The organism is Streptomyces sp. NBC_00388 (assembly GCF_036061255.1).
In the GTDB taxonomy this organism is placed as follows: domain Bacteria; phylum Actinomycetota; class Actinomycetes; order Streptomycetales; family Streptomycetaceae; genus Streptomyces.
In genome coordinates, this window is record NZ_CP107948.1 from 2591005 (window position 1) to 2617308 (window position 26304).

Consider the following 26304-nt stretch of genomic DNA (forward strand, 5'->3'; position numbering starts at 1 on the left):
TCCCTACGCGGGAGTGACGCTCAGCCCGCCCAGTGCGGACGCCTCGCGCACCGCGGTCGAGCCGTACGGGGTGCGCAGCCGGAGCCAGGAACCGGCGCCGAGCAGCGTGTACGGGCCGGTTCCTCCGGTACCGGAGGAACGCTCGGGGACGGCCACCCGGACCGGCCGGAGGAACCCGAGCGACTGGGCGGCGTGTGCCGCGCGGACCGGCAGCGGGGTGTCGCCGAGCGGCCGGGACCAGATCTCCCGCCCGATCCGGTCGAGTTCGGCACGCGTGCGCCGCTCGGTCGGCAACTGCTCGGTACGGGACCGGAATTCGGCGACGACAGCGGCAACAGCGGCGTGCAGCGCGTCCGGTGACGGAAGCCCCGGCAGCTGCTGCCAGCCGCTGCGGGGCGGCAGCAGGCCCGCCCACGGCGGGCCGGTGACAGGAGCGGGCACGGTGGCCGCCGCACCCTGCTCGTCCACGGATTCGAGCAGTTCACCCGCGGATACGGTGGTGTCCAGGGCCACCGGAGCGGCCAGCCGCGCCGTACGGATGGCCAGCACCTCGAACGACGGCGGGCGCCCGAAGACGGCCAGGCCCTGTTCGGCACCGGCGTCCCCGGCACCGGGCCGGGCCTGCAGCCGTACCGCCGCGGCTCGGTCGTAGTGGATCAGCCGGGCCAGGAAGGCGGCGAGATCGGCCGCCTCCCCGGCGTCGGCGAAGACCAGTCGCAGCGGGAGTCCCGTCATGCAGCGAGCACTCCCGGCTGGTCCAGATACTCCTGGAGGAAGGACTTCTCCTCGGCGGTGATCCGCCGCGGCCGCTGGGCCTCCAGGTTGTACGGGACGACGACCGTCGACGCCCGTACGTACACCTGGTCCTCGTCCTTCACCTCGTAGGCGATGGTGAGCGACGCGGCACCGATCTTCGTCACCCAGGACTCGACGGTGACCGGCGCGTGCCGGTGCACCAGCGGACGTACGTAGTCGATCTCGTGCCGGGCCACCACGGACCCGCCGGAGAACGACGGCGAACCGTCCCCCGGCGCCAGCCGGAACATGAAGTCGATCCGCGCCTCTTCCAGATAGCGGAGGAAGACGACGTTGTTGACGTGCCCGAAGGCGTCCATGTCCGACCAGCGCAGGGGGCAGGAGTAGATGTGCCGCACGGTCAGCCTCGCGTCAGCTTCTTGTACGTGGCGCGGTGCGGGCGGGCCGCGTCGGCACCGAGGCGCTCGATCTTGTTCTTCTCGTACGACTCGAAGTTGCCCTCGAACCAGTACCACCGGGAGTCGCCCTCGTACGCCAGGATGTGCGTGGCGACGCGGTCGAGGAACCAACGGTCGTGGGAGATGACCACGGCCGCACCGGGGAATTCGAGCAGCGCGTTCTCCAGCGAGGAGAGCGTCTCGACGTCCAGGTCGTTGGTGGGCTCGTCGAGGAGCAGCAGGTTGCCGCCCTCCTTGAGCGTCAGCGCCAGGTTCAGACGGTTGCGCTCACCACCGGAGAGCACACCGGCCGGCTTCTGCTGGTCCGGGCCCTTGAAGCCGAATGCCGAGACGTACGCCCGCGAAGGCATCTCGACCTGTCCGACGTTGATGTAGTCGAGCTCGTCCGACACGACCGCCCAGAGGGTCTTCTTGGGGTCGATGTTGGCGCGGCTCTGGTCGACGTACGAGATCTTGACCGTGTCGCCGACCTTGATGGCGCCGGAGTCCGGCGTCTCCAGGCCCTGGATCATCTTGAACAGCGTGGTCTTGCCCGCGCCGTTCGGGCCGATGACACCGACGATGCCGTTGCGCGGCAGCGTGAACGACAGGTCGTCGATGAGGACCTTGTCGCCGAAGGCCTTCGAGAGGTTCTCGACCTCGACGACGATGGAACCGAGCCGCGGGCCCGGCGGGATCTGGATCTCCTCGAAGTCCAGCTTCCGCATCTTGTCCGCCTCGGCCGCCATCTCCTCGTAACGCGCGAGGCGGGCCTTGGACTTGGTCTGGCGGCCCTTGGCGTTGGAGCGGACCCAGTCCAGCTCTTCCTTGAGCCGCTTGGCGCGCTTCTCGTCCTTGCGGCCCTCGACCTTGAGACGGGCCGACTTCTTGTCCAGGTATGTGGAGTAGTTGCCCTCGTAGGGCAGCGCGCGGCCGCGGTCGAGTTCGAGGATCCACTCGGCGACGTTGTTCAGGAAGTACCGGTCGTGCGTCACGGCCACGACGGCACCCGGGTACTTCGAGAGGTGCTGCTCCAGCCAGTTCACCGACTCGGCGTCCAGGTGGTTGGTGGGCTCGTCGAGGAGGAGCAGGTCGGGCGCCTCGATCAGCAGCTTGCAGAGCGCGACGCGGCGCTTCTCACCGCCGGAGAGGTTCACCACGGGCCAGTCGCCGGGCGGGCAGCCCAGGGCGTCCATGGCCTGCTCAAGCTGAGCGTCCAGATCCCAGGCGTTGGCGTGGTCCAGGTCCTCCTGGAGCTTGCCCATCTCGTCCATGAGCGCGTCGGAGTAGTCGGTCGCCATCAGCTCGGCGACGTCGTTGAAGCGCTTGAGCTTGCCCATGATCTCGGCGGCGCCGTCCTGCACGTTCTCCAGGACGGTCTTCGACTCGTCCAGCTCGGGCTCCTGCATGAGGATGCCGACGCTGAATCCGGGCGAGATGTACGCCTCGCCGTTGGAGGGCTGCTCAAGGCCCGCCATGATCTTCAGAACCGTGGACTTACCGGCACCGTTGGGGCCCACGACACCGATCTTCGCGCCGGGCAGGAAGTTCAGGGTGACGTCGTCGAGAATCACCTTGTCGCCGTGCGCCTTGCGCGTCTTGCGCATGGTGTAGATGAACTCAGCCAAGAGAAACCGTCCGGCATTAGATGTGTGGGCAGATACACCCCATCTTGCCTGACGGCCATCCCTCGATGGAAACCCGCACGGTCGAGCGTCCGCGACCTGGACTTTCGCCCGTCCCGCCGGTAGCCGGTCCGTCACCTGCCGTCGCCGTAGGTCACTGCCGGGCGGTCTCGCACGGTGCGGGGACCGCGCTTGCGCGGCCAGGGACGGCCGGGGGGCGGCCGGGGGGCGGCCCAGGAAACGATCACCCGGCGGGGACGGACGCCGCTCAGTGCCCGCTCGCGTCTCTCAGCGCTCTCAGCGCTCTCAGCGCCTGCCCATGGGGGCGGCCCCGGTCCGCACGAGGCGTACCGGGGCCGCTGTGGCCATCCCTGTCCGGTGACCACTCACTCACTTCTCTCACCGCTCACGTCCGGTCACCGGAGCGGCGCTCCGGTGACCGGGCAGGGGTCACTGACCCGCGGTGCCGTTCTTCCTGCGGAGCATGAAGACCGCGCCGCCGCCGAGCACCACGAGGGCGATCGCGACACCGGCGATCACCGGGGTGGAGCTGGAGCTGCCCGTCTCGGCCAGGTCGCCGCCCTTCGCACCCGAGGTGCTGCCGCCGGCCGAGGCCGCGCTGGGCTTCGGGGACGGAGCGGCGCTGTGGGTGGGCGTGCTGCCGGCCGTCTTGCAGTCGAGGACGCCCTGGAAGCGCTTCTCGAAGCCGTTCGGGCCCTTGATCGTGAAGTCGTAGGCCTGGTCCTCGGCGACCGGAACGGTCACCGTCTGCGACTTGCCGGCCTCGATGGTGTGCTTCTGGCCGGCGAGCTCGAAGGTGAACGCCTCATCGCCCTTGTTGCTGGCGGTGATGTCCACGCCGCCCTTGGCGCAGTCCTTCATGGCGGAGAGCGCCGGGACGGCGCCCTTGCTGGCCCAGTTGGCCGAGGCGACAGCGCCGACCGAAGCGGTGCTGGTGCCCGCGAGGATCTGCGTCTGGCTCTTGGAGTCGCTGACGAAGGCGCGGCCGATCGGCACCGCGGTCTGCGCGGTGACGTTCACCTTGGCCGAGCCGGGCTGCGTACCCGCCGGGACCTTGAAGAACAGCTGCGTACCGTTGACCGCGCTGGTCACGGGCTTGCCGTCCTTGTCCACGACGCTGACACCCTGCGGCGCGTCGGGGGCGAGGGCGACCTCGGCCTTGGCGGCGTTGGTGGAGACCGTCACCGGGCCGAGCGACTCACCCGGGTGACCCGCGACGTCGGCCGGGCCGAGCGAGAGCGAAGCGGACGGCTCGGCGACGTTGTCCGCGGACTTCTCCAGGTACTCGGTGAGCTTGCGCCCGGCCTCGTCCTTCGGCACCGCGTCGACGTGGTCCGAGAAGTGCCAGATCGCGGCCTGGGTCGCGGCGGCGGCCGTCGCGTCGGTCAGCGCGACATCGAGGTTCGCGCCGAGCGAGGCGGGCGTCACCTGCGGGTAGGAGTGCTCAAGGATCCAGCGGATCTTGCCCGCGTCGTCGTTGTGCGCGAGTGAGGACTCGGCCCATGTGACCTCACGGTAGGAGGTGTTGGCCTGCGTGTGGTTGTGCAGGTCGATGCAGTACGTCTTGATGGTGCCGCCGCCGTCGACCTTCAGCTCGAAGAGCCCGGCCGTCTCGTCGGCACCGTCGATCACGACCTTGCCGCCGACCGATACCCCCGGGTTGTCCAGGGTGGCGGTGACACCGGAGGAGTTGGTGGGAGCGTCGTCGGCAAAGGCGGGCCCGGCAGTGGCCATCGCACCACCGGCGACCAGCCCCGCAGTCAGGGCGGCGGCGGCCAGCCGGGAGGTGCCCAGCCGCCGTATGCGGGAACCAGAACCCGCAGAAAACACAGAAACCGCAGAAAACACAGAATTCCCCTTCGGGCAAGGACTCTTCGCGCGATGCGCCTCGCGGCGCGCGTGGGGGAAGTTCCTCGCCGGCAGACTCAAATGCCCCGTGAGTATCTGGGAATCCTAAGGACGCTGGAGCAACACAGTCTCCACACATGGCGTCTGATAACCATTCCGAATCAGAATCGTTACCGCGAATACGCTCCGTCACCCGACGATATCGACAAATCACCACCCCCCAGGGGCCGGTGGCGCCGCGGCGCGCACCGTCGCCGGTCAGGACACAAGGTCCTTCGGCCGCTCCGTCAGAGACGTATCCGCCCTGGCCACACGCTTGAAGGCGCTGGTTCCACGGGTCAGGTCGTGCCCCACCGCCAGCGCCTCGATGTCCGCCGAGAATCTGCGCTGTCCGTCCTTGTCCTCTTCGCGCACTTTCAACCTGCCGTGCACGACGAGTGGTTCACCGACGGACACGGACCCCGCAAGATTCGCGGCCAGTGTCCGCCAGGCCCACACCGTGTAGAAGCTGGTCGGCCCGTCGGTCCAGGCCTGTTTCTGCCGGTCCCAGCGGCGCGCGGTGACCGCGAAGCGAAATCGCGCCATTCCGCCGGTGACCGAATCCCGGTACTCAGGCTGCGTCGCCACATTTCCCACCAATGTCACCAAGGTGTCGTTCATGAGCCTGTCTCCCCGTCCCGTCCTGGTCTGCGCGGCTGCCCCCGTGACAGCCGCGCGGGTGCACCCGGCCACTCTCGCGGCGAACCCCGGACCGGGCACGCCCTGCCGGGCCGCGCCGTCCATTCGCCCCGCACGGCCCATGCGCCCCGCACGGCCCGTTCCGCCGCCCGCTGTCGCCGGTTGCTGATCCGGTCCCCATGCTGGCCCGGCGGGAGCCTCTCCCGCTCGCGCCTGTGGACTACTTACCTGTTGTGGACAACCCGTTCACCGTCACGTACTGCTCCCGGACCTCCCGGTAGCGCAGCAGCTCGGCCCCGATCGGATCGAGCACCCGCGCCCTGCCGCACGCGGCTGCCGCCTCCCGCAATCTGCGCTCGGCGTCCTGCCCGTACCGGTGAGCGGGCCCCCGTACGGCCACTCCGCACGCCCACTCGACGAGCGGGCCGCCCGCGGTCCCGGCCAGCATCACCAGGACAGGGGTCAGCGGGGCGACATCGAGCACCCCCGCCAGCGCCCCCAGCAGCCAGAGCACACCAAGAATCTGATGCACCGTCATCATTACTTGGGCCAGTACGGCGGCCGGCCACCACGCGGGCCGCCCCGAACGGCCGCCCGGCCGCGGCGCGGTGGTCGTCGCCGCCAGTTCGTCCAGGGCCTCGGGCAGTCCTTCGCCGCCGCGGGCGGCCGCCTCACGCACCGCCTGCGCCCAGGGTGCCGGGAGGCCGCCTGCCGCGTCGTCGGCGACCGTACGCACCGCCTGCTCCACCTGCTGTCTGGCCGTGGCCTCCGTACCCGCGGGCTCCGGGCCGGTCTCCGCGGGCATCGGCTCCGGGCCGCCGGGCGCGCGCGTGGCCTCGTACCACCGCCAGAGCCGCAGCCACGGCGTCCCGCACGCCTTCACCGCGTTACGGCTCCACTCGCGCTCCGCCGCCTCGCCCGCCGCCAGGGCGCCGATCGCGTCACCGAGCCGGTCGCCGAACTGCTCGCGCGCCAGCTCGCCGAGCCCGGCGTGCCCCTCGGCGACATACGCCGACCGCAGTTCGCCGGCCGCCGCGGCCACATCGGCCGACAGCCGCCGTGCCGGCGCACCCCGCTCCCGTACGAACCGCCCGACCAGCTCCCGCAGTTCGCCCACTCCCTCTCCGGTGAGCGCCGACAGCGCCAGCACCGTCGCGCCCGGCTCACCGTGCTCGCCCAGCGCCATACCGTCCTCGTCGAGCAGTCGCCGCAGATCGTCGAGGACCTGGTCCGCGGCCTCGCCCGGCAGCCGGTCGATCTGGTTGAGCACCACGAAGGTGACCTCGGCATGGCCCGCGAGCGGCTTGAGGTAGCGGTCATGGAGGGCCGCGTCGGCGTACTTCTCCGGGTCGACCACCCAGATCACCGCGTCGACCAGCTCCATCGCCCGGTCCACCTGGTCGCGGTGCGCGGTCATGGCGGAGTCGTGGTCCGGAAGGTCGATGAGGACGAGTCCGTGCAACTCGTCGCCGGGCCCCGCGCTCATCCAGGGCCTGCGGCGCAGCCTCCCGGGGATCGCCAGCCGGTCGAGCAGGCCGGCGGCGCCGTCGGTCCAGCTGCAGGCGAGAGGGGCGGAGGTGGTGGGCCTGCGCACCCCGGTCTCGGAGATCGCCACTCCGGCAAGGGCGTTGAAGAGTGTCGACTTGCCGCTCCCGGTCGCGCCCGCGATGGCGACGACGGTGTGCTGCGAGGAGAGCCGCTGCCGGGCCGAGGCCTCGTCCAGCACCCGTCCGGCCTCGGCCAGCGTCGGGCCGTCGAGGCGCGTACGGGAGAGCCCGACCAGTTCCCGCAGGGCGTCCAGCCGGGCACGCAGTTCGGCGCCGTACGACACGGAACGCGGGAAGTCCTCGTACGACTCGGGCTGCGGGCCCATGGTGAGGTCCCGGGCAGCGCCGGGCGTGCTCTCCCGGTCGGCCGCGCGCCGGGCGATGAAACCGTCGTCCCAGCGGTGTCCGCCCTGGCCGGGCATCCGGACCGGGCCGGACGGGTCGCCGGACGGGTCGCCGGACAGCTCGCCGGAGGGGTCGCCGGAGTCGGAGGCGGTGTCCGCCATCCCCGGGGCCGTGCGCGAAGCGGTGCCGGGCGCCAGGTCCGGTGCGCCGGACGGGGCAGCGTCGTCCACGGCACCCGCCGCCGCGTCCCGGCCCACGTCCGGGTCCGCCCCGCAGGTGCCGGGAGCCGTCCCCTCAGTACCGTGCGAACCGGCCGCTGCGGACGGCGCGGTGGCCGCGTCGGCCACCGCGGCCCCGTCCGTCGCCGCGTCCGCCGTTCCGGCCGTCCCCGTCACCTGTGTCACCTCGGTCATCGCGGCCACTTCTCCTTCTGCAGTACGGACAGCGCGGCGATCAGTTCGGCCTGCGACTCGGGGCCCACGTCGAGGGCTTCGAGCGGTGCGAGCCGGCGTCGGCGCTCCTTGGCGAGCACCTCGTCGATGTATGTGCCGACCAGCTCCGCGCCCTTGTCGCGCAGCCTCAGCGCCCCCTGCGCCCCGATCCGTTCGGCCAGCCGCTCCCCCGCCTTGCGGGTCCTGCGTCCACCCAGCAACGCCGCGGCCAGCAGCGCGGCAACCGCCTCGGGATCCGGCGCGGCCGAGCGCTCCAGCTCCCGCACCTCTTCCTCGGCGAGTTCCTCCAGGACCCGCCGCCAGCGGCGCACGGCGAGCCCGACCCGCTCGCCCGCCTCCATCGACTCCGCCACCAGCCCGGCCGCCGCCGGTTCGCGCCCCCAGCTCTCGCGGACCCGTTCGTCGGCGGCGGCCACCGCGCACTCGAGCAGCGCAGCCAGGCTCTCCGACAGCGCGTCGAGCAGCTCGCCCGACGAACTGTCCAGCGGGTAGCCGCGCCACCGGGTCCTGGCGTCCCCGGCCAGCACGGCGCCCGCCCTGAGACGCGCCCGTACGCGTCTGCCCTCACTCGCGTACGCCTCGTCGACGGTGCCGGTGAGCCGGACCGAAGCGGCGTACTGAACGGCAACGGCTGCGGCCAGCTCGGGCATCCGCGAACCGAGCGAATCGATCACCCCGTTCGCCGTGCGGTCGAGGGCCTGCTGCCTGGCGGCCGGGTCCTGCACGCGCTCGGTCAGCCAGGCGCGCAGCGGCGCCACGGCGGTCGTGGGCAGCAGTCCGCTGCCCCCGCCCGCGGACTCGGGCAGTTCGGGGATGGTGAAGCGGGGCGCGTCCCCGAGGCCGGCCCGGGTGAGCAGCGCGCCGTACTGCCGTGAGACCTCGCCGACGACCTGGTGGGGTACCCGGTCGAGGACGGTGACGAGCGTCGCTCGGTACTCCTTCGCGGTACGCAGCAGATGCCAGGGGACGGCGTCGGCGTACCGGGACGCGGTGGTCACCATCACCCACACATCGGCGGCGCAGATCAACTCGGCGGCCAGCGCGCGGTTGCCCGCGACGAGCGAGTCGATGTCGGGGGCGTCGAGCAGGGCGAGCCCGCGCGGCAGGTTCTCGGCGACCTCGACCCGCAGCGCACCGCCGGCGGGGCCGTGCGGCTCCGGGGCTGCGCCGTCACCGGTGTCGTCCTGCTGCGGAAGCCAGACGCGGGTGAGGCGCGGCAGCACGCGCAGCCCGGCGAACCAGTGGTGGTCGTCGGGGTGGCAGACCAGGACCGGCGTCCGCGTGGTGGGCCGCAGCACGCCGGCTTCGCTGACCCGGCGCCCGACCAGCGAATTGACGAGTGTGGACTTCCCCGCACCGGTCGATCCACCGATCACGGCGAGCAGCGGAGCCTCCGGGCTTCTGAGCCGGGGCACCAGGTAGTCGTCGAGCTGTGCGAGCAGTTCGGTCTGCGTCCGGCGGGCGCGTGGCGCGCCGGGCAACGGGAGCGGAAGGCGCACGGCGGCGACTCGGTCACGCAAGACGGAGAGTGCGTCAATCAGCTGAGGCCGTACATCCAAGGTCACCACATGCGAAGAATGCCCAATTTAGTTGGCTTTTTGAAGCGTATAGCCACTTCTGCGCGCCAATCGGGCGTGATCAGGGCCGTTCGGACACCCGGGACACTCAGGACGAGTGGGGCGCAGGCATAACGACTGCACAACACCCGCGATCCGATGGGCCAAAAGCGATGCGCGATCCGCACCCGCCTGCGATTATCAGTTCGCTTCACTGAACCTCCACATCGTGCCACGGAGGTGAAGCAACGGGGAGCAGGTGAATGGAGCCCTATCCTGGTCCCCGGCAAGGTCACGCACCCGTACAACCGGGGCTCCAGGCCGCCGAGGCCACGATCCGGCCCCCGTAGCTCAGTGGATAGAGCAGGCGCCTTCTAAGCGCTTGGCCGCAGGTTCGAGTCCTGCCGGGGGCACTCCCGCCGCACCGCGGCCTGGCCCTCCCACCGGGAGGGCCTTTCTCAGGTCCGGGGAACTTAGCGAGAACGACGTAGTGACCGCGTAAGGGTCCGCTGCGCCCGGAACCGGGAGACGCGGGACCTGCGGGCTCGTCCCGCGCCGCGAGCCGGGCGCGGGACCGCGCGGGGTCCGCGTGAGGGGACGCCCGCTGCCGTCAGCCGCCGGTGTCGTCCAGGTGCTCGGCGATGCGGAGCAGGGCGGGAAGTGCCGCACGGACCGTCTCACGGTCCCCTTCGCCCAGGGCTCCGAGGGCGGCTCCCAGGCGGCGTTCGTGAGCCTTGGCCCACGCCGTGAGCTGGGCGCGGCCCGCGTCGGTGAGGACGACGACTGAGGCCCGCCGGTCGGCGGAGTCGACGTCGCGGGTCACCAGACCGGCAGCGATCATCTGCCCGATCAGTCCGGAGACCGTGCTGGCCGCCAGGTGCTGGCGGGTGGCCAGATCGCTGATCCGGGCCGGGGAGTGCTCCGCGAGGACCTGAAGCAACTCGACCTGGGCCATGGGGAGCGTCTCCCACGGATAGTCGGTACGGATCGACGCCCGGAGGGAACGGCGCAGACGCGTGACGGCCTCGGTGAGCAGCCGCGCGTCGGACGTGTGGTCCTTCGGCGGCTTACGGGTCCCGGATCGGGGCTGGGGCGGCATACGCGAACTTTACTGATCCCGGAGACCGGGGCCACCGGCCCGGGACCACCGGCTCGGTGCCACCTGTCCGGGGGCCGCCCCTGCATGGGCGGCGAAAGCGGCGGACAACGGCCGGGTGGACCGTGGCAGGGCGGACGGGGGCATGGGCCACAGCGGTCACCGGAACCAAAGGGGTCACCGGAGTCACTTGGGGACCGCAGGGATCCGGAAGTCACCCGAGTCACGAGGGGCGCAGGAATCACACGGGCCCCAGAGTCCACAGAGGGCGCAGGGGCCACAAGGGCCACAAGGGCCACAAGGGCCACAAGGGCCACAAGGGCCACAAGGGCCACAAGGGCCACAAGGGCCACAACCGAAAGGTTCGGTGACCGATGTAATCTCGTTCGGGTTCCTCCGGCCCCCGGTCGGCAACCTCACGTCGAGAGCGGTCCCGCCGATGAACCTGGCGTACCTTCCGAGCCCCTCGCAGGGCGTCTGGCATCTCGGACCCTTCCCGGTCCGGGCGTACGCGCTGTGCATCATCGCCGGGATCTTCGCCGGGGTGTGGCTGACGGGCCGCCGCTGGGCGGCCCGCGGCGGCAACCGGGACCACATCGCCGACATCGCCCTCTGGGCGGTGCCGTTCGGAGTGCTGGGCGGCCGGCTCTACCACGTCATCACCGACCCCGAGCTGTACTTCGCCGCCGGGAAGCAGCCCATCCGGGCGCTGTACATCTGGGACGGCGGACTCGGTATCCCCGGTGCGGTCGCGCTCGGCGCCGTGGGCGCCTGGCTGGGGTGCAGGCGCCGGGGCATCGCGCTGGCGGACTTCGCGGACGCCGCCGCTCCCGGTCTGGTGCTGGCACAGGCGATCGGACGGTGGGGCAACTACTTCAACCAGGAGCTGTTCGGTGGCCCCACCCATCTCCCCTGGGCCCTGTTGATCGACCCCGCGCACCGGCCCGAGTCCAGCCCGACCGCGGCCTTCTACCACCCGACGTTCCTCTACGAGTCGCTGTGGGACCTCGGCGTGATGGCTCTGCTGCTCTGGCTGGACCGGCGCTACCGCCCGCGCAGGGGACGGCTGTTCGCCTGCTACGTGCTGGCGTACACCACGGGACGCGCCTGGATCGAAGCCCTGCGGATCGACCACGCCAACCACTTCCTGGGCCTGCGGCTGAACGACTGGGTCTCCGCCGTACTGTTCGCCGGAGCCCTGGTCTACCTCGTCGCCACCCGTGATCGGGCCACTCCCGGCTCCGGGTCCGGCCCGGAGCCCGGTCACGGTCCCGGTTCGGGCTCGTCCTCCGGTTCGGGCTCGTCCTCCGGTTCCGGCTCCTCCTCCGGGAACGCCCCCGGGTGACCGGGGCGCGTCTCCGTCCCGTCATCTCCGTCCCGTCACGTACGCGGACGAGCGCCCGCCCGGGTTCCGGCGCCCGCAGCACCCACCGCCACGAGCGCTGCCGCGAGCAGGACGAGTACGGCCCAGCGCGGCCCGTCCGGCACACCGTGCGGCGGGGCGAGGTGCAGGGCCAGGGTCACCAGGGCGACGCCCAGAGCGGTGCCCAGGCCCCGTGCCATGTTGACCAGTCCGCCGCCGGTACCCGACGAGCTCGCCGGGATCGCGCCCATGATCAGCGTGTTGTTGGCCGGGGTGAAGACGCCGAGTCCGAGTCCGAGCACCGCGAGGAGCAGGAGCAGCGGGCCGGGCGTCAGCGGCGCCAGGGCCATCGCCCCCAGCGCCGCCACACAGACCAGCGCGCCCAGCACACAGCGGCCCCGGTCGCCCAGGGCCGGGGGCAGGGCGCGGTCCGCCGCCGTCGCGGCCACCGCGAAGCCGACCGGCAGCGCTGTCAGCACCAGGCCCGCCGTCAGCTCCGAGGAGCCGCTGCCCGTCAGCACGATCGGGATCAGGACCAGCGGGCCGAAGAGCACCAGATAGCCGCAGAGCGCACCGGTCAGCCCGGCCGACACCGCGCGCAACCTCAGCAGCGCCAGATCCAGCAGGGGCACGGCGGCCACCCGCTGGCGGACCGCGAACGCCCAGCCCGCCCCGGCGGCCAGGACGAACAGCCCGGCCACGCCCCAGCCCGGCACCGGCAGTCCTGACGCGGCCGAGACCCCGAGCAGCCCGCTGGTCGTCGCCACGACGAGCAGCGCCAGGCCCGCCCAGTCGAAGCCTCGCGCCCGCTGCCGGCCGCGTGTCCTCGGAAGCAGGTAGTGGCCGGCGACCAGCGCGAACAGTCCGATCGGCACATTGATGCCGAAGACCCAGCGCCAGCCGAGCGTCGCCACCAGCGCGCCACCGACCGTGGGCCCCAGTGCCAGGCCGAGGGCCTGCGCGGCGGCCTGGACGCCGAGCGCGGTCCGCATCCGCTCACGCGGCGCACTGGTGGCGACCAGCGCGACGCTGTTGGCCTGCATCATGGCCGCACCCGCCGCCTGGACCACCCGGAATGCCACCAACGCCCCCAGCGAGGGCGCGAGGCCGCAGGCCGCCGATGCGGCGGTGAAGACCACGAAGCCGTAGAGATAGAAGAGCTTGCGCCCGTACGCGTCCGACAGCCGGCCGACCGGAACCAGCAGCGCGACCAGCGTCAGCAAGTACGCGAGTGACACCCACTCCACGGCCGCGAGCGATGTGTGGAAATCCGTCCGCACGCTGCCGTAGGTCAGGGTGACGATGCTCGCGTCCAGCTGCCCCATGAACGCGCCGAAGCACACCGTCCCCACCGCGAGCCACCAGGCGCCGGGGCGCACCCGGATCCGCTCCGGCCTGGCCCGCTCCCGCAGGAGGGCGGCCGGCCACGAAGGGCGCCGTCCGTCGTGCAGCGTCGTCGTACGCCTGCTCACATCTCCTCCACTCGCACGCCGGGGTGCCGGGCCCGGGGACCCTGCGGAAGAAGATTACATCGGATACCGAAATACTTTGTTGCCGATACGTGGGGCGTGCGTGTGAGTGCGGGCCCGGAGAACACGGGGGCCCCGGGACGCCGGGCCGCTGCCCGCCGTCCCGGGGCCCCGCCGAGACCACCGCGGCTGCGCTGCCGGTTACGTGCGACTCACCTGCCCGTCCCGCTCCCGCTCGCCGCGCACCCGCCGCCCGGCCAGGTGCAGATAGGCCGCGCCCGAGACCAGGATCGGCAGGAACCAGGAGAGGTCGGCGCCGCCAAGCCGGCCACTCAGCCAGCTGTGCAGGAGAGGCGAGTTGATGGTCAGCAGCCCGGTGGCCATGCCGCAGGCGAGCGCGATCAGCCCCTGGACGTTGACCCCGCCGACGCCCCAGTAGCGACTGCTCCGGTCGCTGGTGTGGATGTCGTGCTGGTCGTAGTGCCAGCGGCGCAGGACGCCGTCCACGATCCAGACGGCGGCGAACGGACCAGCCCAGACGTTGACCAGGGAGAGGAATTCGTTCAGCGCGGTCTCGAAGTCGTACACGAAGAGGATCAGCAGCACCGCGGCGAGGGCCAGGGTGGCGTCCAGGGCCGTGGCGAGCCAGCGCTTCAGCGGGATGCCGATGGCCTGGATCGCGAGGCCCGACGAGTAGAAGACCGAGGCGTTGTTGGAGATCGAGCCCAGGAAGCAGGCGGCGATGTAGAGGATGTACAGCCAGCCGGGCACCAGCGGCCGGACGCCCGCCACCGGGTCCGTGAGGTCCGTACGGGTCGCGACCAGGACACCGGCGATGCCCAGGTAGACCGCCATTCCGGCGCCGCCGCCGAGCACCCGCGGGAAGACCTTGCGGACCGGGGTGTCCGATGGCAGGTAGCGCGCGTAGTCCGGCGAGACCACCAGGTAGGAGAGCGACCCGGACGCGATCAGGGCGGCGGCCGAGACGACCAGGGCGAGCCAGTTGCCGCTGCCGCCGCCCGCGTGGTGCGGCGGGTGCCAGTTCCAGTCCACCCCGCCGATCGTCCAGCAGAGCAGCAGCGCGAAGACCACGGCCACCGCCACCGCGAAGTACGGCTGGACCCTGACCAGCAGCCGGTGTCCGGTGACCGCGATGACGATGGCCGCCCCGAGCACGAGCAGGGTCGCCAGGACCTTGCCCGGGGCGCCGGAGTGGTGCCAGCCGAGCCGGTCGAAGAGGGCGAGCACGGCGAAGACCCCGAGGAGGCCGTTGACCGTCTTGAAGCCCAGGGACATGGCCCAGGTGAACAGCGCGTTGATGCGGTTGCCGAACACCCCGAAGGGCGCCCGGCTCAGCGTGAGCGCGGGCAGTCCTGCGCGCGGTCCGGCGATCGAGCTGTAGGCGACGAGAGCGAAGAGCGCGTTGCCCGCCACCACGGCGACCAGTGCCTGGACGAGCGAGAGGCCGAGGGCGATGGCGCCCGCGCCGAGCACGAAGAAGAACTGGTAGGAGTTGATCCCGGCCCAGAAGAAGCCCAGCTGGCGCGGGGTCATATAGCGCTCGGACTCGGGGATGAAGTCGTAGCCGTGCTGTTCGACCGCGCCCGCTGCGGGGCCGCCGCCGGTGTGTTCGGCCGTACCGGCCCCGGGCCGGTCCGGCTGTGCGGTGGTGCTCATCGGTGGTGCTCCTTCACGGTGGCGGCCTCTGGAACGGGCGGGCGCGGTGTGCCGTAATCGGTGAACAGCCTGGGCCGAGGGGGCTCCGGACCGTCGGACGCCCGGCGCGTCAGGCCGTGGCGGACCAGACCTGACGGGCGCCGATCCAGGTCTCCTCGACGCCGGTCGTGGCGAGCTGTGCGAGGTCGTCGGTCCGGTACGGGTCGGCGGCCGTGACGACGAAGTCGGCGAACGCTCCGGCGCGCAGGCTGCCCACCTCGTTCTCGCGGTGCAGTGCCCGCGCCCCGCCGAGTGTGTGTGCGCGGATGCCGTCCGCCACCGCGAGCCGCATCTCCGGGGTGCCGAGCCGGGTGCCGAGCACGGTCTCCCGGCTCGCGGCCGCGGCGACCGCCTCGAACGGCCGGGGCGGTGCGACGGGCGCGTCCGAGCTGAACGCGAACTCCGTGCCCGCCGACTGGAGCAGACCCGCCGGGTTGTAGCGGTGGCCCATCTCGCCGATCGCGGTGAGCGTGCCGTCGCCGGTGCGGAGGTGGTGCTGCGGCTGGAGCACGGCGTGCACGCCCAGCTCCCGCATGCGGGTGATCTCCGCGTCGGTGGGGAGACCGCAGTGTTCGACGCGGTGCCGGGGGTCGGTCCTGGGCGTGTCGGCGAGCGCCTTCCCGACCGCGTCCAGGACCATGCCGATGGCGTAGGGGGACTGCGCGTGGGTCGCGGTCTGGAATCCGGCCCGGTGGGCACGCATCACCAGCTCCGCGTAGTCGGCGGGGTCGTGGTAGAGCTGCCCGTGGTTGCAGCAGTCGGCCGCGTATCCCTCGGGGAAGTACGCGGTCCAGCCGCCCAGCGTGCCGTCCGCGTAGAGCTTGACGCCCTGGATCCGCAGCTGGTCGTCGCCGAGTTCGCTGCCGAGCCCGAGGTCGAGGGCCGTGTCCAGCAGCGCGGACGTCAGATAGACGGAGGTACGCATCCGCAGGTCACCGGCGTCGCGGGCGCGCAGGTACGTGGAGAGTTCACGGCGGGACGCCTGGGCGTCACCGATGGTGGTGACCCCGGCGGCGAGGAAGGTCTGCTGGGCCCGGAGCAGATGGCCGCGCATCACGTCGGCCGGGTCGTCGAGGTGGAAGTTCGGGCCGTGGTTGGTGATCTTCACCCCGTCAGGTCCTGTCAGGAGATCGCAGGCGCCGTCCCACAGTTCACCGTTGGGCTCGCCGGAGGGCGTCCGGCCGATGCGCCCGCCGACCGGGTCGGGGGTGCCGGCGGTGATGCCGTACTTGCGCAGCGTGTGGGTGTTCACGACACCGCCGTGGCCGGACGCGTTCATCACGTAGACCTCGCGGTCGCCGGCGACGCGGTCGAGGTCCTGGCAGGTGGGGTGGCGGCCCTCGGCCAGCCTGCGGTGCTCGTAGCCGAAGCCACGCAGCGGGGCGTCCTGGCGGAGCCCTTCCGCGTGCCGGCGGAGCGCGGCGACCAGACCGTCGATGTCCGCGACGGTCTCGGGCCGCACATCGGCCCAGGCCAGGTTCTGCCCGTACATCACCGGGTGGCAGTGCGCGTCGACGAAGCCGGGCAGCAGCTGGCGCCCGCCGAGGTCCAGCCGCTCGTCCACCCGGCCGTCCAGTGCGGCGCGGCACTCCTCGGGCGTACCCGCGTGCACGATGCGCTCACCGCGCACCGCGAGGGCCTCGGCACGGCCCGCCGGGGTGAGGGTGTGGACGGTGCCGCCGGTGACGAGGAGGGTGCGGTCCGGGTGTGCTGCGTGCGTGCTGGCCATGTGGGTACTCCGGTCGTACGGGGAGGGGCGTGCGGTCCCGGTGGGCCGGCGCAGGACGGCGGGCATACGCCGGCGCTCCGACAGCACGGGAAACGAATCGACGCCGGATGGAGGCAAGTGCGAGTGATCCGCTGACTGCGACAGTACGATGCAAGCGAAAGATTATCCAGAGGGGCAACTGGAGAACTTTTCGCTTGCAGAACCGGCCCTCAGCGAGCGAAGCGCCGGCCGCCGGAGAGGGGGACGGCGGAAACGGCGGGAGGACGGGTGGCGGAAGCAGAGCGCCGGAGCCGGGCGCCGGGGCCTGGCGCGCCCGGGCGAGGCCTCCGCGCGGGGAGGCAGGCCCGGGAACGCGGGGCCGTCAGCTCGTCGGCTCAGCTCGTCAGGGAGTCGTAGCGCTCTTTGACCAGCTCCAGATGGAGCCAGCTCTCCAGGCCGTGCACGCCTTCCAGGGCGCGCAACTCCTCCAGCGAGGCCAGCACGTCGGCGAGGGTCTCGCCACCGACCGTCCCGATGACGTCCGCCCGGCCCACACACTCCGCGGCGAACTGCACCTGCTCGGTGGCCAGCAGGCTGCCCACCCCCGCCGCACCGTGCGCGGCGCCGGAGCGGCGCATCGAGAAGCCCGCGAGGTGGCCCATCCCGAGGGTCCCCGGCCGGACCAGCGCGGCGACCCGGAAGACACCGGCGTCCAGCAGGCGCAGCGAGCGGGCCCGTGCGGCCGCCGCCGACATGGCGATCCGCTCGGCCAGCTCCGCGTACGACATCCGCCCGTCGGTCTGCAGCGCCCGCAGGATCGCGTGGTCCGTCTCGTCGAGACTCACCAGGTCCGGCGAAGTAACCGGCAGATAGGGGTCCTTGAGCACGCGCGTGTACGGGGTCGTGTCGACGCCCCGTACGCCGGGCAGCCGCGCGACGCCTGCCACCAGGGCGCTCAGCGCGTCGAAGTCGGACGTCCGCAGCTCCGCGATGACCGGGCGGCGGCCGGCGGTCAGCGTCACGAAGACGGCTTCGGACAGCCCGGCCACGGTCCGCGCCACAGGTCCGGCCGGACCGTCGACGTCGATCGCCACGTGCGCGCTGACCGTCCGCCCCAGCACCGCGGGGTGGATGACGCCGACAATGCGCAGCACCCCGTCCTCGGTCAGCCGCAGCGCCCGGGTGCGGGCGGCGGCGCGGGAGAGGCCGACGCGCGCGGCAAGCGCCTCATAGGACGTGCGGCCGTCCTCCTGGAGGAGGTGGACCAGCGCGAGGTCGGTGGCGTCGAGGTTCATCGGTCAGTCAGTCTGCCACGCGCGCCGGAGCCGCCACCCGCCGTCCGGACCCGCCACCGGGCAGAGGCGGCGCCCGGCACCCACCGGGCCCGCGGCGGGCACTTCCTGACGGGTCCGGCCGTTGTCCCTCCGTAAAGAGTGATCAAAATGGTCACGCGGTGAATGAGGAGACGGCTGATGGCCCTGTGGGACCGCCTGAAGGACTCTGCGAAGACGATGCAGACGCAGCTCGACGCGAAGAAGAACGACCTCAAGAGCGGCGGATTCCGGGACGCCAGCATGGCCATGTGCGCGCTGGTCGCCGCGGCCGACGGCTCGATCGACCCCGCGGAGCGGCAGCGCGTCGCCTCCCTGATCGCCACCAATGACGTGCTGCAGAACTTCACAGCGGACGATCTGCAGACCCGCTTCAACGACTACTGCCAGAAGCTCACGGCCGACTTCGCCTTCGGCAAGGTCAGCGTCCTGCAGACCATCGGCAAGGTCAGCAAGAAGCCCACCGAGGCGCGTGCCGTCATCCAGATCGGCATCGTGATCGGCGGAGCCGACGGGGACTTCGACAAGTCCGAGCAGGCCGTGGTCCGCGAGGCGTGCTTCGCGCTGGGCATCCCCCCGACGGAGTTCGACCTGTAGGAACGACAGGCCGACAGGGCCGGTACGGGCGGCCGGAACCGTACGGACCGTCGCCGCCGGGACCGCACGCATTCCGCACGGCGCCACAGCACGCCATGGCGACGTGACGTGACGCTGTGCGGTCCGGCGCCGCTCCTCCGCATCACCCCTCCGCCGTCACCAGCCGCCAGAGCGGCGGGGTGTGGCGGAGCGGGGACGCCGTGCGGAGGTGGTCACGCAGCTCTGCCAGTTCGACCGGGTCCAGGGCCAGTTCCTCGGCGATGCGCCGCGTGGTGACATAGGCGATCCCCCTGCGTGCGGTCCCGCGCTCCCACCGGGCGAAGCGCTCGGCCGGCGACGGCTGCCCCGAACGACCGGCCCGCCCGACCGCCGATCCGCCCGTCTCCCGGCCGAGCCGGGCCGCACGGGCGCGCTCCCGGGCGATCTCGGAGAAGCCGCAGATCTGTTCGCTGGCCCGCTCCGCCTCGGCCAGGCTCGTACTCCCCGCCAACGCCCTTGCCAGCGGGTTGATTTCGAGGGCCCGCTCCAGGGTGAGCCGGTAGACGTTGGCGCTGGCGGCGCCGAGCGTGACGGGCCGCGGGGCGTCCCGGGTGCCGCAGACCCCGCGGATCCCGCGCGCGGCGGCGACCAGCAGCGCCCCGGCCTCCGAGGGGTGCCAGTCGAAGACCGCCTGAACGGGCAGGGTGTCGGCGTGGGTCAGGGCGCGCAGCGGATCGCCCAGCAGAGGCAGCAGGGCGGCCTCCGGCACCTCGGAGTCGAGCCCCGGGCCCGCCACATGCACCGCCGTGGGGAGCGCGGCGCGTGCACAGGCGGCGAGGACCAGCGCGTCCCCGAGCGGGCTGCGCAGGGTCGGTTCGGTGCCGTCGGCCAGGATGTCGCCGCCGACATCGACGACATCGACCCGCGTGGCTCCGCAGTACGCGGCGGCCTCCGCGATCTGGTGCGCGAGCCCAACCGCCCCGTCGTAGGGGTCGAGCAGGCCGAGCGTGGGGCGCAGGCCGGCGGCGAGCCGGGGCAGGAGCGACCCGGCAGGCGGCCGGGGCGCGGATTCGGGGGTGACCAGCCGCAGGGTGGGTCCGGCCGGGAGGGTCCCGGTGAAGTCGGAAGGCCGCCGCGGGCCCGGCACCGGATCGACAACCAGCCGCTCCCAGGCGTATGTCAGCACGAGGGCGGGCTCGTCGGGTCCGTGCAGAGCGGCGTGCACCATCGCTGTCGCGATGGCGTCGCCGCCACCGCCGGCCGCTATGAGAAGTCGCTTCATGGACGCCATGGTGAGCGCAACGGCGCCGGACTTTCAGCCGGACTCCCTTTCCCGGCACGGCCGCAGGCGCCTCCATGCCAGAGGTCAGGAATCCGGGCAAGTCACGGAACCATCCAACTCGGGCAAAGAGAGAGCCAAATAGTTCGGCGTTTCACCCCATGCATCCCGTGACGCTCCGTCGACGATGCTGTCACGTGGCGCGACTGCCCAGGGATCCGATCGAATCCGGAAGGAAGCATCACGGTAGTGACATCCTCTGTACCGGTCCACATCTCCCCTTCTGTTCCCGATGAACCGACCACGCCGTACAAGCAGTACGTGTACGCCTACCCGCACCAGAAGGCCTACCGGCTCGGCCGGGAGCGGCCGCTCCTGACCGATCTGTGGGCGGGTGAGCGGCTCGACTCGCTCTCCCTCTACGTCCACATCCCCTTCTGCGAAATGCGCTGCGGCTTCTGCAATCTCTTCACCCGCACCGGGGCGCCCGAGGAGGTCACCCGCGACTTCCTGGGCACTCTGGAGCGGCAGGCACGCGTCACCCGGGAGGCTCTGGAGGCCAACGGAGCACCGGAGTTCACCCTCGCCGCCTTCGGCGGCGGCACCCCGACCTATCTCACAGCGGACGAGCTGGTCCGGCTCTGCGACATCTGCGAGAACGTGATGGGAGCGGACCTCCAGGCCGTCCCGTGGTCGGTCGAGACCTCGCCCGCCACGGCCACCGCGGACCGGATCGCGGTCCTCTCCGAACGCGGCGCGACCCGGCTGAGCATCGGGGTCCAGAGCTTCGTCGACGAAGAGGCGCGGGCCGCCGTACGGCCGCAGAAACGCACCGAGGTCGAGGCGGCGCTCGCCCGGCTGAAGAGAGCCGCCTTCCCCATCCTCAACATCGACCTGATCTACGGCATCGACGGCCAGACGGAGCAGAGCTTCAAGGTGTCGCTGGACGCCGCGCTGGGCTGGGAGCCCGAGGAGATCTACCTCTACCCGCTGTACGTCCGTCCGCTGACCGGGCTCATGGCCCGGCACGACAAGAGCGGCGAACTCTGGGACGAGCAGCGGCTGCGGCTGTACCGCTACGGACGCGAGTACCTGCTCGCCGCCGGTTACCGGCAGACCTCCATGCGGGTCTTCAGCCGTATCGGCAGCGCGGCGGTCGACAGCGCGCACGACTCCAACATCAGCGAGTACAACCAGCAGGCCGGCATGGTCGGACTGGGCGTCGGCGCACGGTCGTTCACGACCGATCTGCACTACACGACCGACTACGCCGTCGCCGTGCCCGAGGTCAGACGCATCATCGACGACTACATAGCGACGCCGACCGACGCCTTCCGGCGTGCGCAGTGGTCGTTCCGCATGGACGACGACGAACGCCGCCGCATGCTGATCCTGCACATGCTGCTGGAGGCGGACGGAATGAGCGTCGAGCGCTACCGGCTGCAGTTCGGCAGCCTTCCGCAGGAAGACTTCCCGGCGCAGTTCGCCCTGGTCACCGAGCGGGGCTGGCTGACCCACGACGGCAGAGTGCTGCGGCTGACCCCGGAGGGGATGGCGTGGGCCGATGCCATCGGCCCACTCTTCTTCTCCCCCCGGGTGAACGACGCCATGTCCGCGTACCAGGACCGCTGAGCAGCGCGGCCTTCGACCGGCTACGCCTCCTCGCGCGCCCCCGTCCGGGCAGCGCGGGAGGCGTGGTCTCCGCCGCCCCCGCCCGTACCTGCTCCGGTCTCCTGCGCACGGACCACCTCCGTACGGGCCGCCTCCGTACGGGCCGCCTCCGTACGGGTCACGGCTGGGCGACGCCGGGACGGGACGGAGACCAGGACCAGTCCGCCCAGCAGGAGCACCGCGCCCGCCACCCCCGGGGGGCTGAGGCGCTCCCCCAGCAGGACGATCCCCAGCACGGTGGCGACCAGGGGCTCCGCCAGGCTGAGCGTGCCGGTGGTGGCTCCGCTGATCCTGGCCACCCCCCTGGTGAACAGCAGATAGCCCAGGGCGGTGGTGGCGAGGGCCAGCCAGCCGACCAGGACCACCGCACGCGGTTCACCGAGCCCGTCGGGACGCGCGAGGACCCAGGGCGAGACCAGGATCCCCGCGCCCAGCACGCTCACGGGGGCAGCCGCCGCGGTGTCCGCCCCGCGGTCGCCGAGCCGTTTGGTCGCCGAGATGTACACGCCGAAGCCGGCGCCGGCGACCAGCCCGAGCAGTACGCCCGTACGGTCCGCGGGTCCGCCGTCGGCGGGCACGAGGAGCAGCGTGATGCCACCGATCGCGCACACGGTGCCGCAGCCCCACCGTCCGCTCAGCCGTTCGCCGTTCAGGGCGCGCCCGCATATCCCGGTCACGACCGGGACCGCGCCGAACGTGACGGCGGTCGCCAGGGCGGCGCCGCTGCGGGCCACCGCCTCCAGGAAGCATGCCTGGAAGGCCGCGGTGACCAGGACGCTGACCAGCATCCACCACCGGGCGGACCGCTGCCACAAGGTCCGGATCCCCGCGGGCCGTGCGGTGAAAAGCCCCAGGACCGCCCCTCCGACAAGCATCCGGCACGCGCCGATCGCCACCGGGGACGCGCTGCTCCCGGCCAGGATCTCGGCGGGCCCCACGGTGCCCCAGAGGACGGCCGCCGCCAGGACCGGTGGGACCCCGCCGTCGCGGACGGCACGCCTGAACTTGCCCGCTGTGCTTGTCACGCACTCTCATTCCGCAGAGCCGGGCAGGATCCGTGGCACAGCACACCTCGGCGGCACACCCGACGATTCCTGGGATCGACGCTAGGGGGTCCGTGGCCCCCGCCCCCATAGGGAGAAGCCACCAACTCCCCGCCCGGCGGGCGCGCTCCTTCCGGTGCTTCGCACAACCGCGTCCGGTCCTTCGCGCCACCGCAGGCCCGGCGGTACTCCGTCCTCCCGGCCGCGCTACGACACGATGTCCTTGCGCGCGAAGCCCCTGAAGGCCAGCGCGAAGAGGACGAGTGCGTACGCCACCGAGACGGCCGCTCCCTTGACCATGCCGCCCCATTCGAGCTGGGGCTGGAGGGCGTCCGCCCAGGCGAACTGCCAGTGCGCGGGCAGGAAGTCGCGCCAGGAGCCGAGGGCCGTCACCGCATCCAGCACGTTCCCGACGATCGTCAGGCCGACCGCGCCGCCGACCGCGCCGAGCGGCGCGTCCGTCCTGGTGGAGAGCCAGAACGCCAGCGCGGCCGTGACCAGTTGCGAGACGAAGATGAACGCCACTACGAGCGCGAGCCGCGGCACCGCGTCCCCCGCGGCGAGCGCACCCCCGGTGGGCAGCTCCAGCGGACCCCAGCCGTACGCGACGGTGCCCACCGCGAGCGCCACCACCGGCAGCACCACCATCGCGGCAAGGCTGAAGGCCAGCGCCACCGTGAGCTTGCTCCCGAGCAGCCGGGCGCGCGGCACCGGGGCGGCGAGCAGATAGCGCAGCGAGGACCACCCGGCCTCGGACGCCACCGTGTCACCGCAGAACAGCGCGACCGGCACCACCAGCAGGAAGCCCGCCGACACGAACAGGCAGGTGGCAGCGTAGTTCGCGCCGGATGCCGTCGCGGTGTCGAGCAGCGTCGGCCCGTTCCGGCTGCCGCCGCTGGGGGTGCCGCCGACCGCGAAGGCGGCGACCAGGATGAAGGGCAGCGCGACGAGCACCGCACCCATCGCCACGGTGCGCCGGCGCCTGAACTGCCGTTTCGCCTCGACGAGCAGCGGCAGTGTGTGCCGGGCGCGGTACCCGGGCGCGGTGGCCCGCGCGGGATCCGGGCGGGCTGGGTCCGGGAGGACGGTCGTGCTCATGCCGGTTGGCCTCCGATCAGGGTGAGGAACGCGTCCTCCAGGCGGCGGTGCGCACCCACACCGGTCAGCGGCACGTCCAGGCGCAGCAGTTCCGAGATGAGCGCGGCCGGGGTGGCGCCGTCGAGCCGTACGAGCAGTCCGTCGTCGGTGCGTACGGCGGAGCCGATGCCGGGCAGGGTGGCCACCTTCCCGGCCAGCGCCTCCGTGATCTCCTCGGCGGAGGTGACGAGGAGGGTGTCCCCGCTGCCGGTGATCTCGGCGACCGGGCCGGCCTGTATGAGCTGCCCGCGGTCCATGACGACCAGATGCGTGCAGGACTGCTCGACCTCCGCCAGCAGATGGCTGGAGACGATCACTGTGCGGCCCTCGGCCGCGTACCGGATCATCACGTCCCGCATCTCGCGGATCTGCGGCGGGTCGAGACCGTTCGTCGGCTCGTCCAGGATCAGCAGATCGGGCAGGCCGAGCATGGCCTGGGCGATGGCGAGCCGCTGCCGCATGCCTTGCGAGTACGTACGGACCGCGCGCTCCAGCGCGTCACCGAGCCCGGCGATCTCCAGCGCTTCGGCGACGTGCGAGTCCTCGGTGGGGCGGCCGGTGGCCTGCCAGTACAGGTCGAGATTGGCCCGGCCGGAGAGGTGCGGCAGGAAACCGGCCCCCTCGACGAACGCGCCGACCCGCGAGAGGACGGGCGCGCCCGGACGGATCGCGTGGCCGAAGACCCGGATCTCCCCGCCGTCCGGGGTGATGAGTCCCATCAGCATGCGCAGCGTGGTGGTCTTGCCGGCGCCGTTGGGCCCGAGCAGACCGAGCACCTGGCCCTTGCCGACCTCGAAGGACAGATCACGGACCGCGTACCGGTCGGCGGACCCGGCGTACTTCTTGGTCAGGCCGGTGATCCGCAGTGGCAGGTCGGCCAGGGCCGGGTCGGGCGCCGGGGCCGGCCTGCGCCGCGGGATCAGCAGGAGGACCGCGATCAGCGCACCCAGCGCCGGAAGCCCCCACACCCACCAGGCGAACCCGGTGCCCGCGGTGTGCAGCGCGGGCACCGTGGGGACGGTCAGCGGACCGTCCAGCGAGACGGAGTACGTGGCGGGGTGAGCCGGTGAGGCGTACCCGAGGTCGGTCGACGCGAGGACCAGCCGAAGCCGGTGCCCGGCCTCGACCTTGTGGTCGACGGCCGGCAGGGTCAGCTCGACCGTCCGCCCCGCCTTCGCCCCGGTGATCCGGACCGGGGCGACGAGCTGGTGGGGCAGCACCTGCTGCTTGCCGCCCGGCGGCACGTCGTACACCTTGGCGAAGAGCACGGCGTCCGGTGAGGACGACGTGATCCGGATCCTGGCTCTCGGCGATCCGGTGACGGTGAGAGCGGTCGTCAGCGGGGCGGAGTCGAAGTGGGCGTACTGGCCGGGGAAGTCGAGCGAGAGCCCCACCCCGAGTCCGGAGAGCTGGGAGGCCGCGGCGACGCCCGGCAGTGCGGAGATCGCGGGCGGGGCGCCGCCCGCCGGATTCTCCACGGTCTGCTCGCGGCCGGTCAGCGCGAGGGAGCGCCCGCCGCTCTCCAGGCCGGGATAGCGGTCGCTGCTCGCGCCTCTCAACTGGGCGGCGCCGTCGGTGGAGTCGATCCCTCCGGTCCGGGTGACCCGGAAGGCCGGGCCGGTGCCGGCGCTCTTGTCGCCCTTGAGATAGCGGTCGAACCAGGAGGCGATCCGCCCGTTGATCCGGCCGCTCTCCCGGTCGCCGCCGTCATGTCCGCCGGCGATCCAGTCGACCGAAACGGGCGCGCCGTTGGCCTTGATCCGCCGCGCGGCGGCGTCCGCCTGGCTCAGCGGGAAGAGGGAGTCCGTCTGGCCCTGGATGAGCAGCGACGGCACCTTGATGCGGTCGCCGACGGCCGAGGGGCTCCGCTCATCGAGCTCCTTGCGGGCGGCGGCATCCGGCTTGCCGTTCCCGGCGACCCGGTCGTACATCGCGCAGAGCTGCTTCTCGAAGCGGGCGCAGCCACCACCGGAGTTGATGAAGATCCCGGCCCAGAGCTTCTTGAAGACCCCGTCGGGGAAGAGCGAGTCGGCCAGGTTCCAGTAGGTGATCTGCGGGGCGATGGCGTCGACCCGGTGGTCATACCCGGCGGCGAGCAGGGAGATCGCCCCGCCGTACGAGGAACCGGTGACACCGATACGCGGGTCTCCGGGCTTGTCCAGCTGGACCTCGGGGCGGGCCGCCAGCCAGTCGATCAGCCGTGACACGTCCTTGACCTCGTGGTCCGGGTCGTTGAGCCCGATGGCACCGGTCGACTTCCCGAAGCCGCGTGCGGACCAGGTCAGCACCGCGTATCCGTCCCGCGCCAGCTGCTGGGCCTGTCCCTTCACATCGTCCTTGCTGCCGCCGAAACCGTGCCCGAGCAGCACGGCGGGCCGGCGCCCCGGGCTGCCCGCCGTGAAGTAGGACGTGTCGATACGGACCCCGTCCACCGCCATCAGCCGGTCCTCGCGGTGCACGGGCGCGGGCCCGTCGGAGGCGACGGCCGTCCATGTGCCGGCCCCGGCGAGGACGGCCAGCGCGGCGACCGCGCAGGCGATGACCCGGCCACGGGGTTTGCGTAGCTTCATGTCCGAACCCTAAGCGGCTGCTCGGACAGCGCGGCGGGCCGCCGGGTGGAAGTGCCCGGCGTACGGGCGGAGCAGCCGGC

19 protein-coding genes and 1 tRNA gene are annotated in these 26304 nt (G+C 72.1%); 4 read left to right on the forward strand and 16 right to left on the reverse strand.

Annotated features, from left to right (window positions below):
* Positions 1-3: 3 nt before the first annotated feature.
* From OG917_RS11760 to OG917_RS11790, 7 genes are all read right to left on the reverse strand, one after another.
* Entirely contained in the window at positions 4-735 is a 732-nt protein-coding gene (locus tag OG917_RS11760; protein WP_328317521.1) for a hypothetical protein, read from the reverse strand.
* The gene (locus OG917_RS11765) at positions 732-1154 is read right to left on the reverse strand and encodes an acyl-CoA thioesterase (RefSeq protein WP_328317522.1); all 423 of its coding nucleotides are present in this window, start codon (positions 1152-1154) and stop codon (positions 732-734) included. The genes OG917_RS11760 and OG917_RS11765 overlap by 4 nt, the downstream gene beginning before the upstream one ends.
* Before the next feature lie 2 nt (positions 1155-1156).
* Positions 1157-2821 carry an energy-dependent translational throttle protein EttA gene (gene ettA, locus OG917_RS11770; protein ID WP_328317523.1) on the reverse strand — a complete coding sequence of 555 codons (1665 nt, stop codon included), beginning with the start codon at positions 2819-2821 and terminating at the stop codon, positions 1157-1159.
* A 447-nt stretch (positions 2822-3268) separates the two neighbouring features.
* Positions 3269-4573 carry a Cys-Gln thioester bond-forming surface protein gene (locus tag OG917_RS11775; protein WP_328317524.1) on the reverse strand — a complete coding sequence of 435 codons (1305 nt, stop codon included), beginning with the start codon at positions 4571-4573 and terminating at the stop codon, positions 3269-3271.
* Between the two features lie 372 nt (positions 4574-4945).
* Positions 4946-5347 (reverse strand): single-stranded DNA-binding protein, encoded by a 402-nt coding sequence (locus OG917_RS11780; protein WP_328317525.1) that lies wholly within the window; start codon positions 5345-5347, stop codon positions 4946-4948.
* Between the two features lie 238 nt (positions 5348-5585).
* Entirely contained in the window at positions 5586-7418 is a 1833-nt protein-coding gene (locus OG917_RS11785; protein ID WP_443059070.1) for a GTPase, read from the reverse strand.
* Positions 7419-7666: 248 nt separating this feature from the next.
* Entirely contained in the window at positions 7667-9268 is a 1602-nt protein-coding gene (locus tag OG917_RS11790; RefSeq protein ID WP_328321831.1) for a dynamin family protein, read from the reverse strand.
* Between the two features lie 337 nt (positions 9269-9605).
* Between OG917_RS11790 and OG917_RS11795 the strand changes: the two genes are divergently transcribed.
* A tRNA-Arg gene (locus OG917_RS11795) sits at positions 9606-9678 on the forward strand.
* Between the two features lie 197 nt (positions 9679-9875).
* On the opposite strand, the gene OG917_RS11800 is transcribed toward OG917_RS11795, so the two are convergent.
* Complete coding sequence (locus tag OG917_RS11800; protein ID WP_328317526.1) at positions 9876-10364, reverse strand: MarR family winged helix-turn-helix transcriptional regulator; 489 nt, start codon at positions 10362-10364, stop codon at positions 9876-9878.
* 436 nt (positions 10365-10800) lie between these two features.
* Here OG917_RS11800 and lgt point away from each other — a divergent pair, with 436 nt between their 5' ends.
* Positions 10801-11706 (forward strand): prolipoprotein diacylglyceryl transferase, encoded by a 906-nt coding sequence (gene lgt, locus OG917_RS11805; RefSeq protein ID WP_328321833.1) that lies wholly within the window; start codon positions 10801-10803, stop codon positions 11704-11706.
* A 35-nt stretch (positions 11707-11741) separates the two neighbouring features.
* On the opposite strand, the gene OG917_RS11810 is transcribed toward lgt, so the two are convergent.
* The 4 genes from OG917_RS11810 to OG917_RS11825 form a co-directional block, all read right to left on the reverse strand.
* Positions 11742-13136 (reverse strand): MFS transporter, encoded by a 1395-nt coding sequence (locus OG917_RS11810; RefSeq protein WP_443059071.1) that lies wholly within the window; start codon positions 13134-13136, stop codon positions 11742-11744.
* A 258-nt stretch (positions 13137-13394) separates the two neighbouring features.
* On the reverse strand, positions 13395-14870 hold the full coding sequence (locus OG917_RS11815; RefSeq protein ID WP_328317527.1) for a purine-cytosine permease family protein: 1476 nt from the start codon (positions 14868-14870) through the stop codon (positions 13395-13397).
* A gap of 109 nt (positions 14871-14979) precedes the next feature.
* A complete protein-coding gene (locus tag OG917_RS11820; RefSeq protein ID WP_328317528.1) occupies positions 14980-16638 on the reverse strand; it encodes an amidohydrolase in 1659 nt (552 codons plus the stop codon).
* 374 nt (positions 16639-17012) lie between these two features.
* On the reverse strand, positions 17013-17912 hold the full coding sequence (locus tag OG917_RS11825) for an Lrp/AsnC family transcriptional regulator (protein ID WP_328317529.1): 900 nt from the start codon (positions 17910-17912) through the stop codon (positions 17013-17015).
* Between the two features lie 177 nt (positions 17913-18089).
* Here OG917_RS11825 and OG917_RS11830 point away from each other — a divergent pair, with 177 nt between their 5' ends.
* The gene (locus OG917_RS11830) at positions 18090-18545 is read left to right on the forward strand and encodes a tellurite resistance TerB family protein (RefSeq protein ID WP_328317530.1); all 456 of its coding nucleotides are present in this window, start codon (positions 18090-18092) and stop codon (positions 18543-18545) included.
* A gap of 142 nt (positions 18546-18687) precedes the next feature.
* Here the strand turns inward: OG917_RS11830 and OG917_RS11835 are convergent, their stop codons facing one another.
* Positions 18688-19806: a DUF1152 domain-containing protein gene (locus OG917_RS11835; RefSeq protein ID WP_328317531.1), complete on the reverse strand. Its 1119-nt coding sequence runs from the start codon at positions 19804-19806 to the stop codon at positions 18688-18690.
* Between the two features lie 246 nt (positions 19807-20052).
* Here OG917_RS11835 and OG917_RS11840 point away from each other — a divergent pair, with 246 nt between their 5' ends.
* Positions 20053-21435, forward strand: a complete 1383-nt coding sequence (locus OG917_RS11840) for an STM4012 family radical SAM protein (protein WP_328317532.1) — start codon at positions 20053-20055, stop codon at positions 21433-21435.
* 20 nt (positions 21436-21455) lie between these two features.
* Here the strand turns inward: OG917_RS11840 and OG917_RS11845 are convergent, their stop codons facing one another.
* The 3 genes from OG917_RS11845 to OG917_RS11855 form a co-directional block, all read right to left on the reverse strand.
* Positions 21456-22499, reverse strand: a complete 1044-nt coding sequence (locus tag OG917_RS11845; RefSeq protein ID WP_328317533.1) for a DMT family transporter — start codon at positions 22497-22499, stop codon at positions 21456-21458.
* Between the two features lie 225 nt (positions 22500-22724).
* Complete coding sequence (locus tag OG917_RS11850) at positions 22725-23615, reverse strand: ABC transporter permease (protein WP_328317534.1); 891 nt, start codon at positions 23613-23615, stop codon at positions 22725-22727.
* Positions 23612-26224, reverse strand: coding sequence for an alpha/beta fold hydrolase (locus OG917_RS11855; protein WP_328317535.1), 2613 nt, complete (start codon positions 26222-26224; stop codon positions 23612-23614). Before OG917_RS11855 ends, OG917_RS11850 begins: the two co-directional genes overlap by 4 nt.
* Positions 26225-26304: the final 80 nt, after the last annotated feature.

Excerpts from the sequence above, each read along its gene's own strand:
- OG917_RS11815 (WP_328317527.1), bottom strand. The coding sequence starts at position 14,870 with ATGAGCACCACCGCACAGCCGGACCGGCCCGGGGCCGGTACGGCCGAA.
- OG917_RS11785 (WP_443059070.1), bottom strand. The coding sequence starts at position 7,418 with ATGGCGGACACCGCCTCCGACTCCGGCGACCCCTCCGGCGAGCTGTCC.
- OG917_RS11780 (WP_328317525.1), bottom strand. The coding sequence starts at position 5,347 with ATGAACGACACCTTGGTGACATTGGTGGGAAATGTGGCGACGCAGCCT.
- OG917_RS11825 (WP_328317529.1), bottom strand. The coding sequence starts at position 17,912 with ATGAACCTCGACGCCACCGACCTCGCGCTGGTCCACCTCCTCCAGGAG.
- lgt (WP_328321833.1), top strand. The coding sequence starts at position 10,801 with ATGAACCTGGCGTACCTTCCGAGCCCCTCGCAGGGCGTCTGGCATCTC.
- OG917_RS11800 (WP_328317526.1), bottom strand. The coding sequence starts at position 10,364 with ATGCCGCCCCAGCCCCGATCCGGGACCCGTAAGCCGCCGAAGGACCAC.
- OG917_RS11760 (WP_328317521.1), bottom strand. The coding sequence starts at position 735 with ATGACGGGACTCCCGCTGCGACTGGTCTTCGCCGACGCCGGGGAGGCG.
- OG917_RS11835 (WP_328317531.1), bottom strand. The coding sequence starts at position 19,806 with ATGAAGCGACTTCTCATAGCGGCCGGCGGTGGCGGCGACGCCATCGCG.
- OG917_RS11850 (WP_328317534.1), bottom strand. The coding sequence starts at position 23,615 with ATGAGCACGACCGTCCTCCCGGACCCAGCCCGCCCGGATCCCGCGCGG.
- OG917_RS11820 (WP_328317528.1), bottom strand. The coding sequence starts at position 16,638 with ATGGCCAGCACGCACGCAGCACACCCGGACCGCACCCTCCTCGTCACC.
- OG917_RS11855 (WP_328317535.1), bottom strand. The coding sequence starts at position 26,224 with ATGAAGCTACGCAAACCCCGTGGCCGGGTCATCGCCTGCGCGGTCGCC.
- OG917_RS11830 (WP_328317530.1), top strand. The coding sequence starts at position 18,090 with ATGGCCCTGTGGGACCGCCTGAAGGACTCTGCGAAGACGATGCAGACG.
- OG917_RS11775 (WP_328317524.1), bottom strand. The coding sequence starts at position 4,573 with ATGGCCACTGCCGGGCCCGCCTTTGCCGACGACGCTCCCACCAACTCC.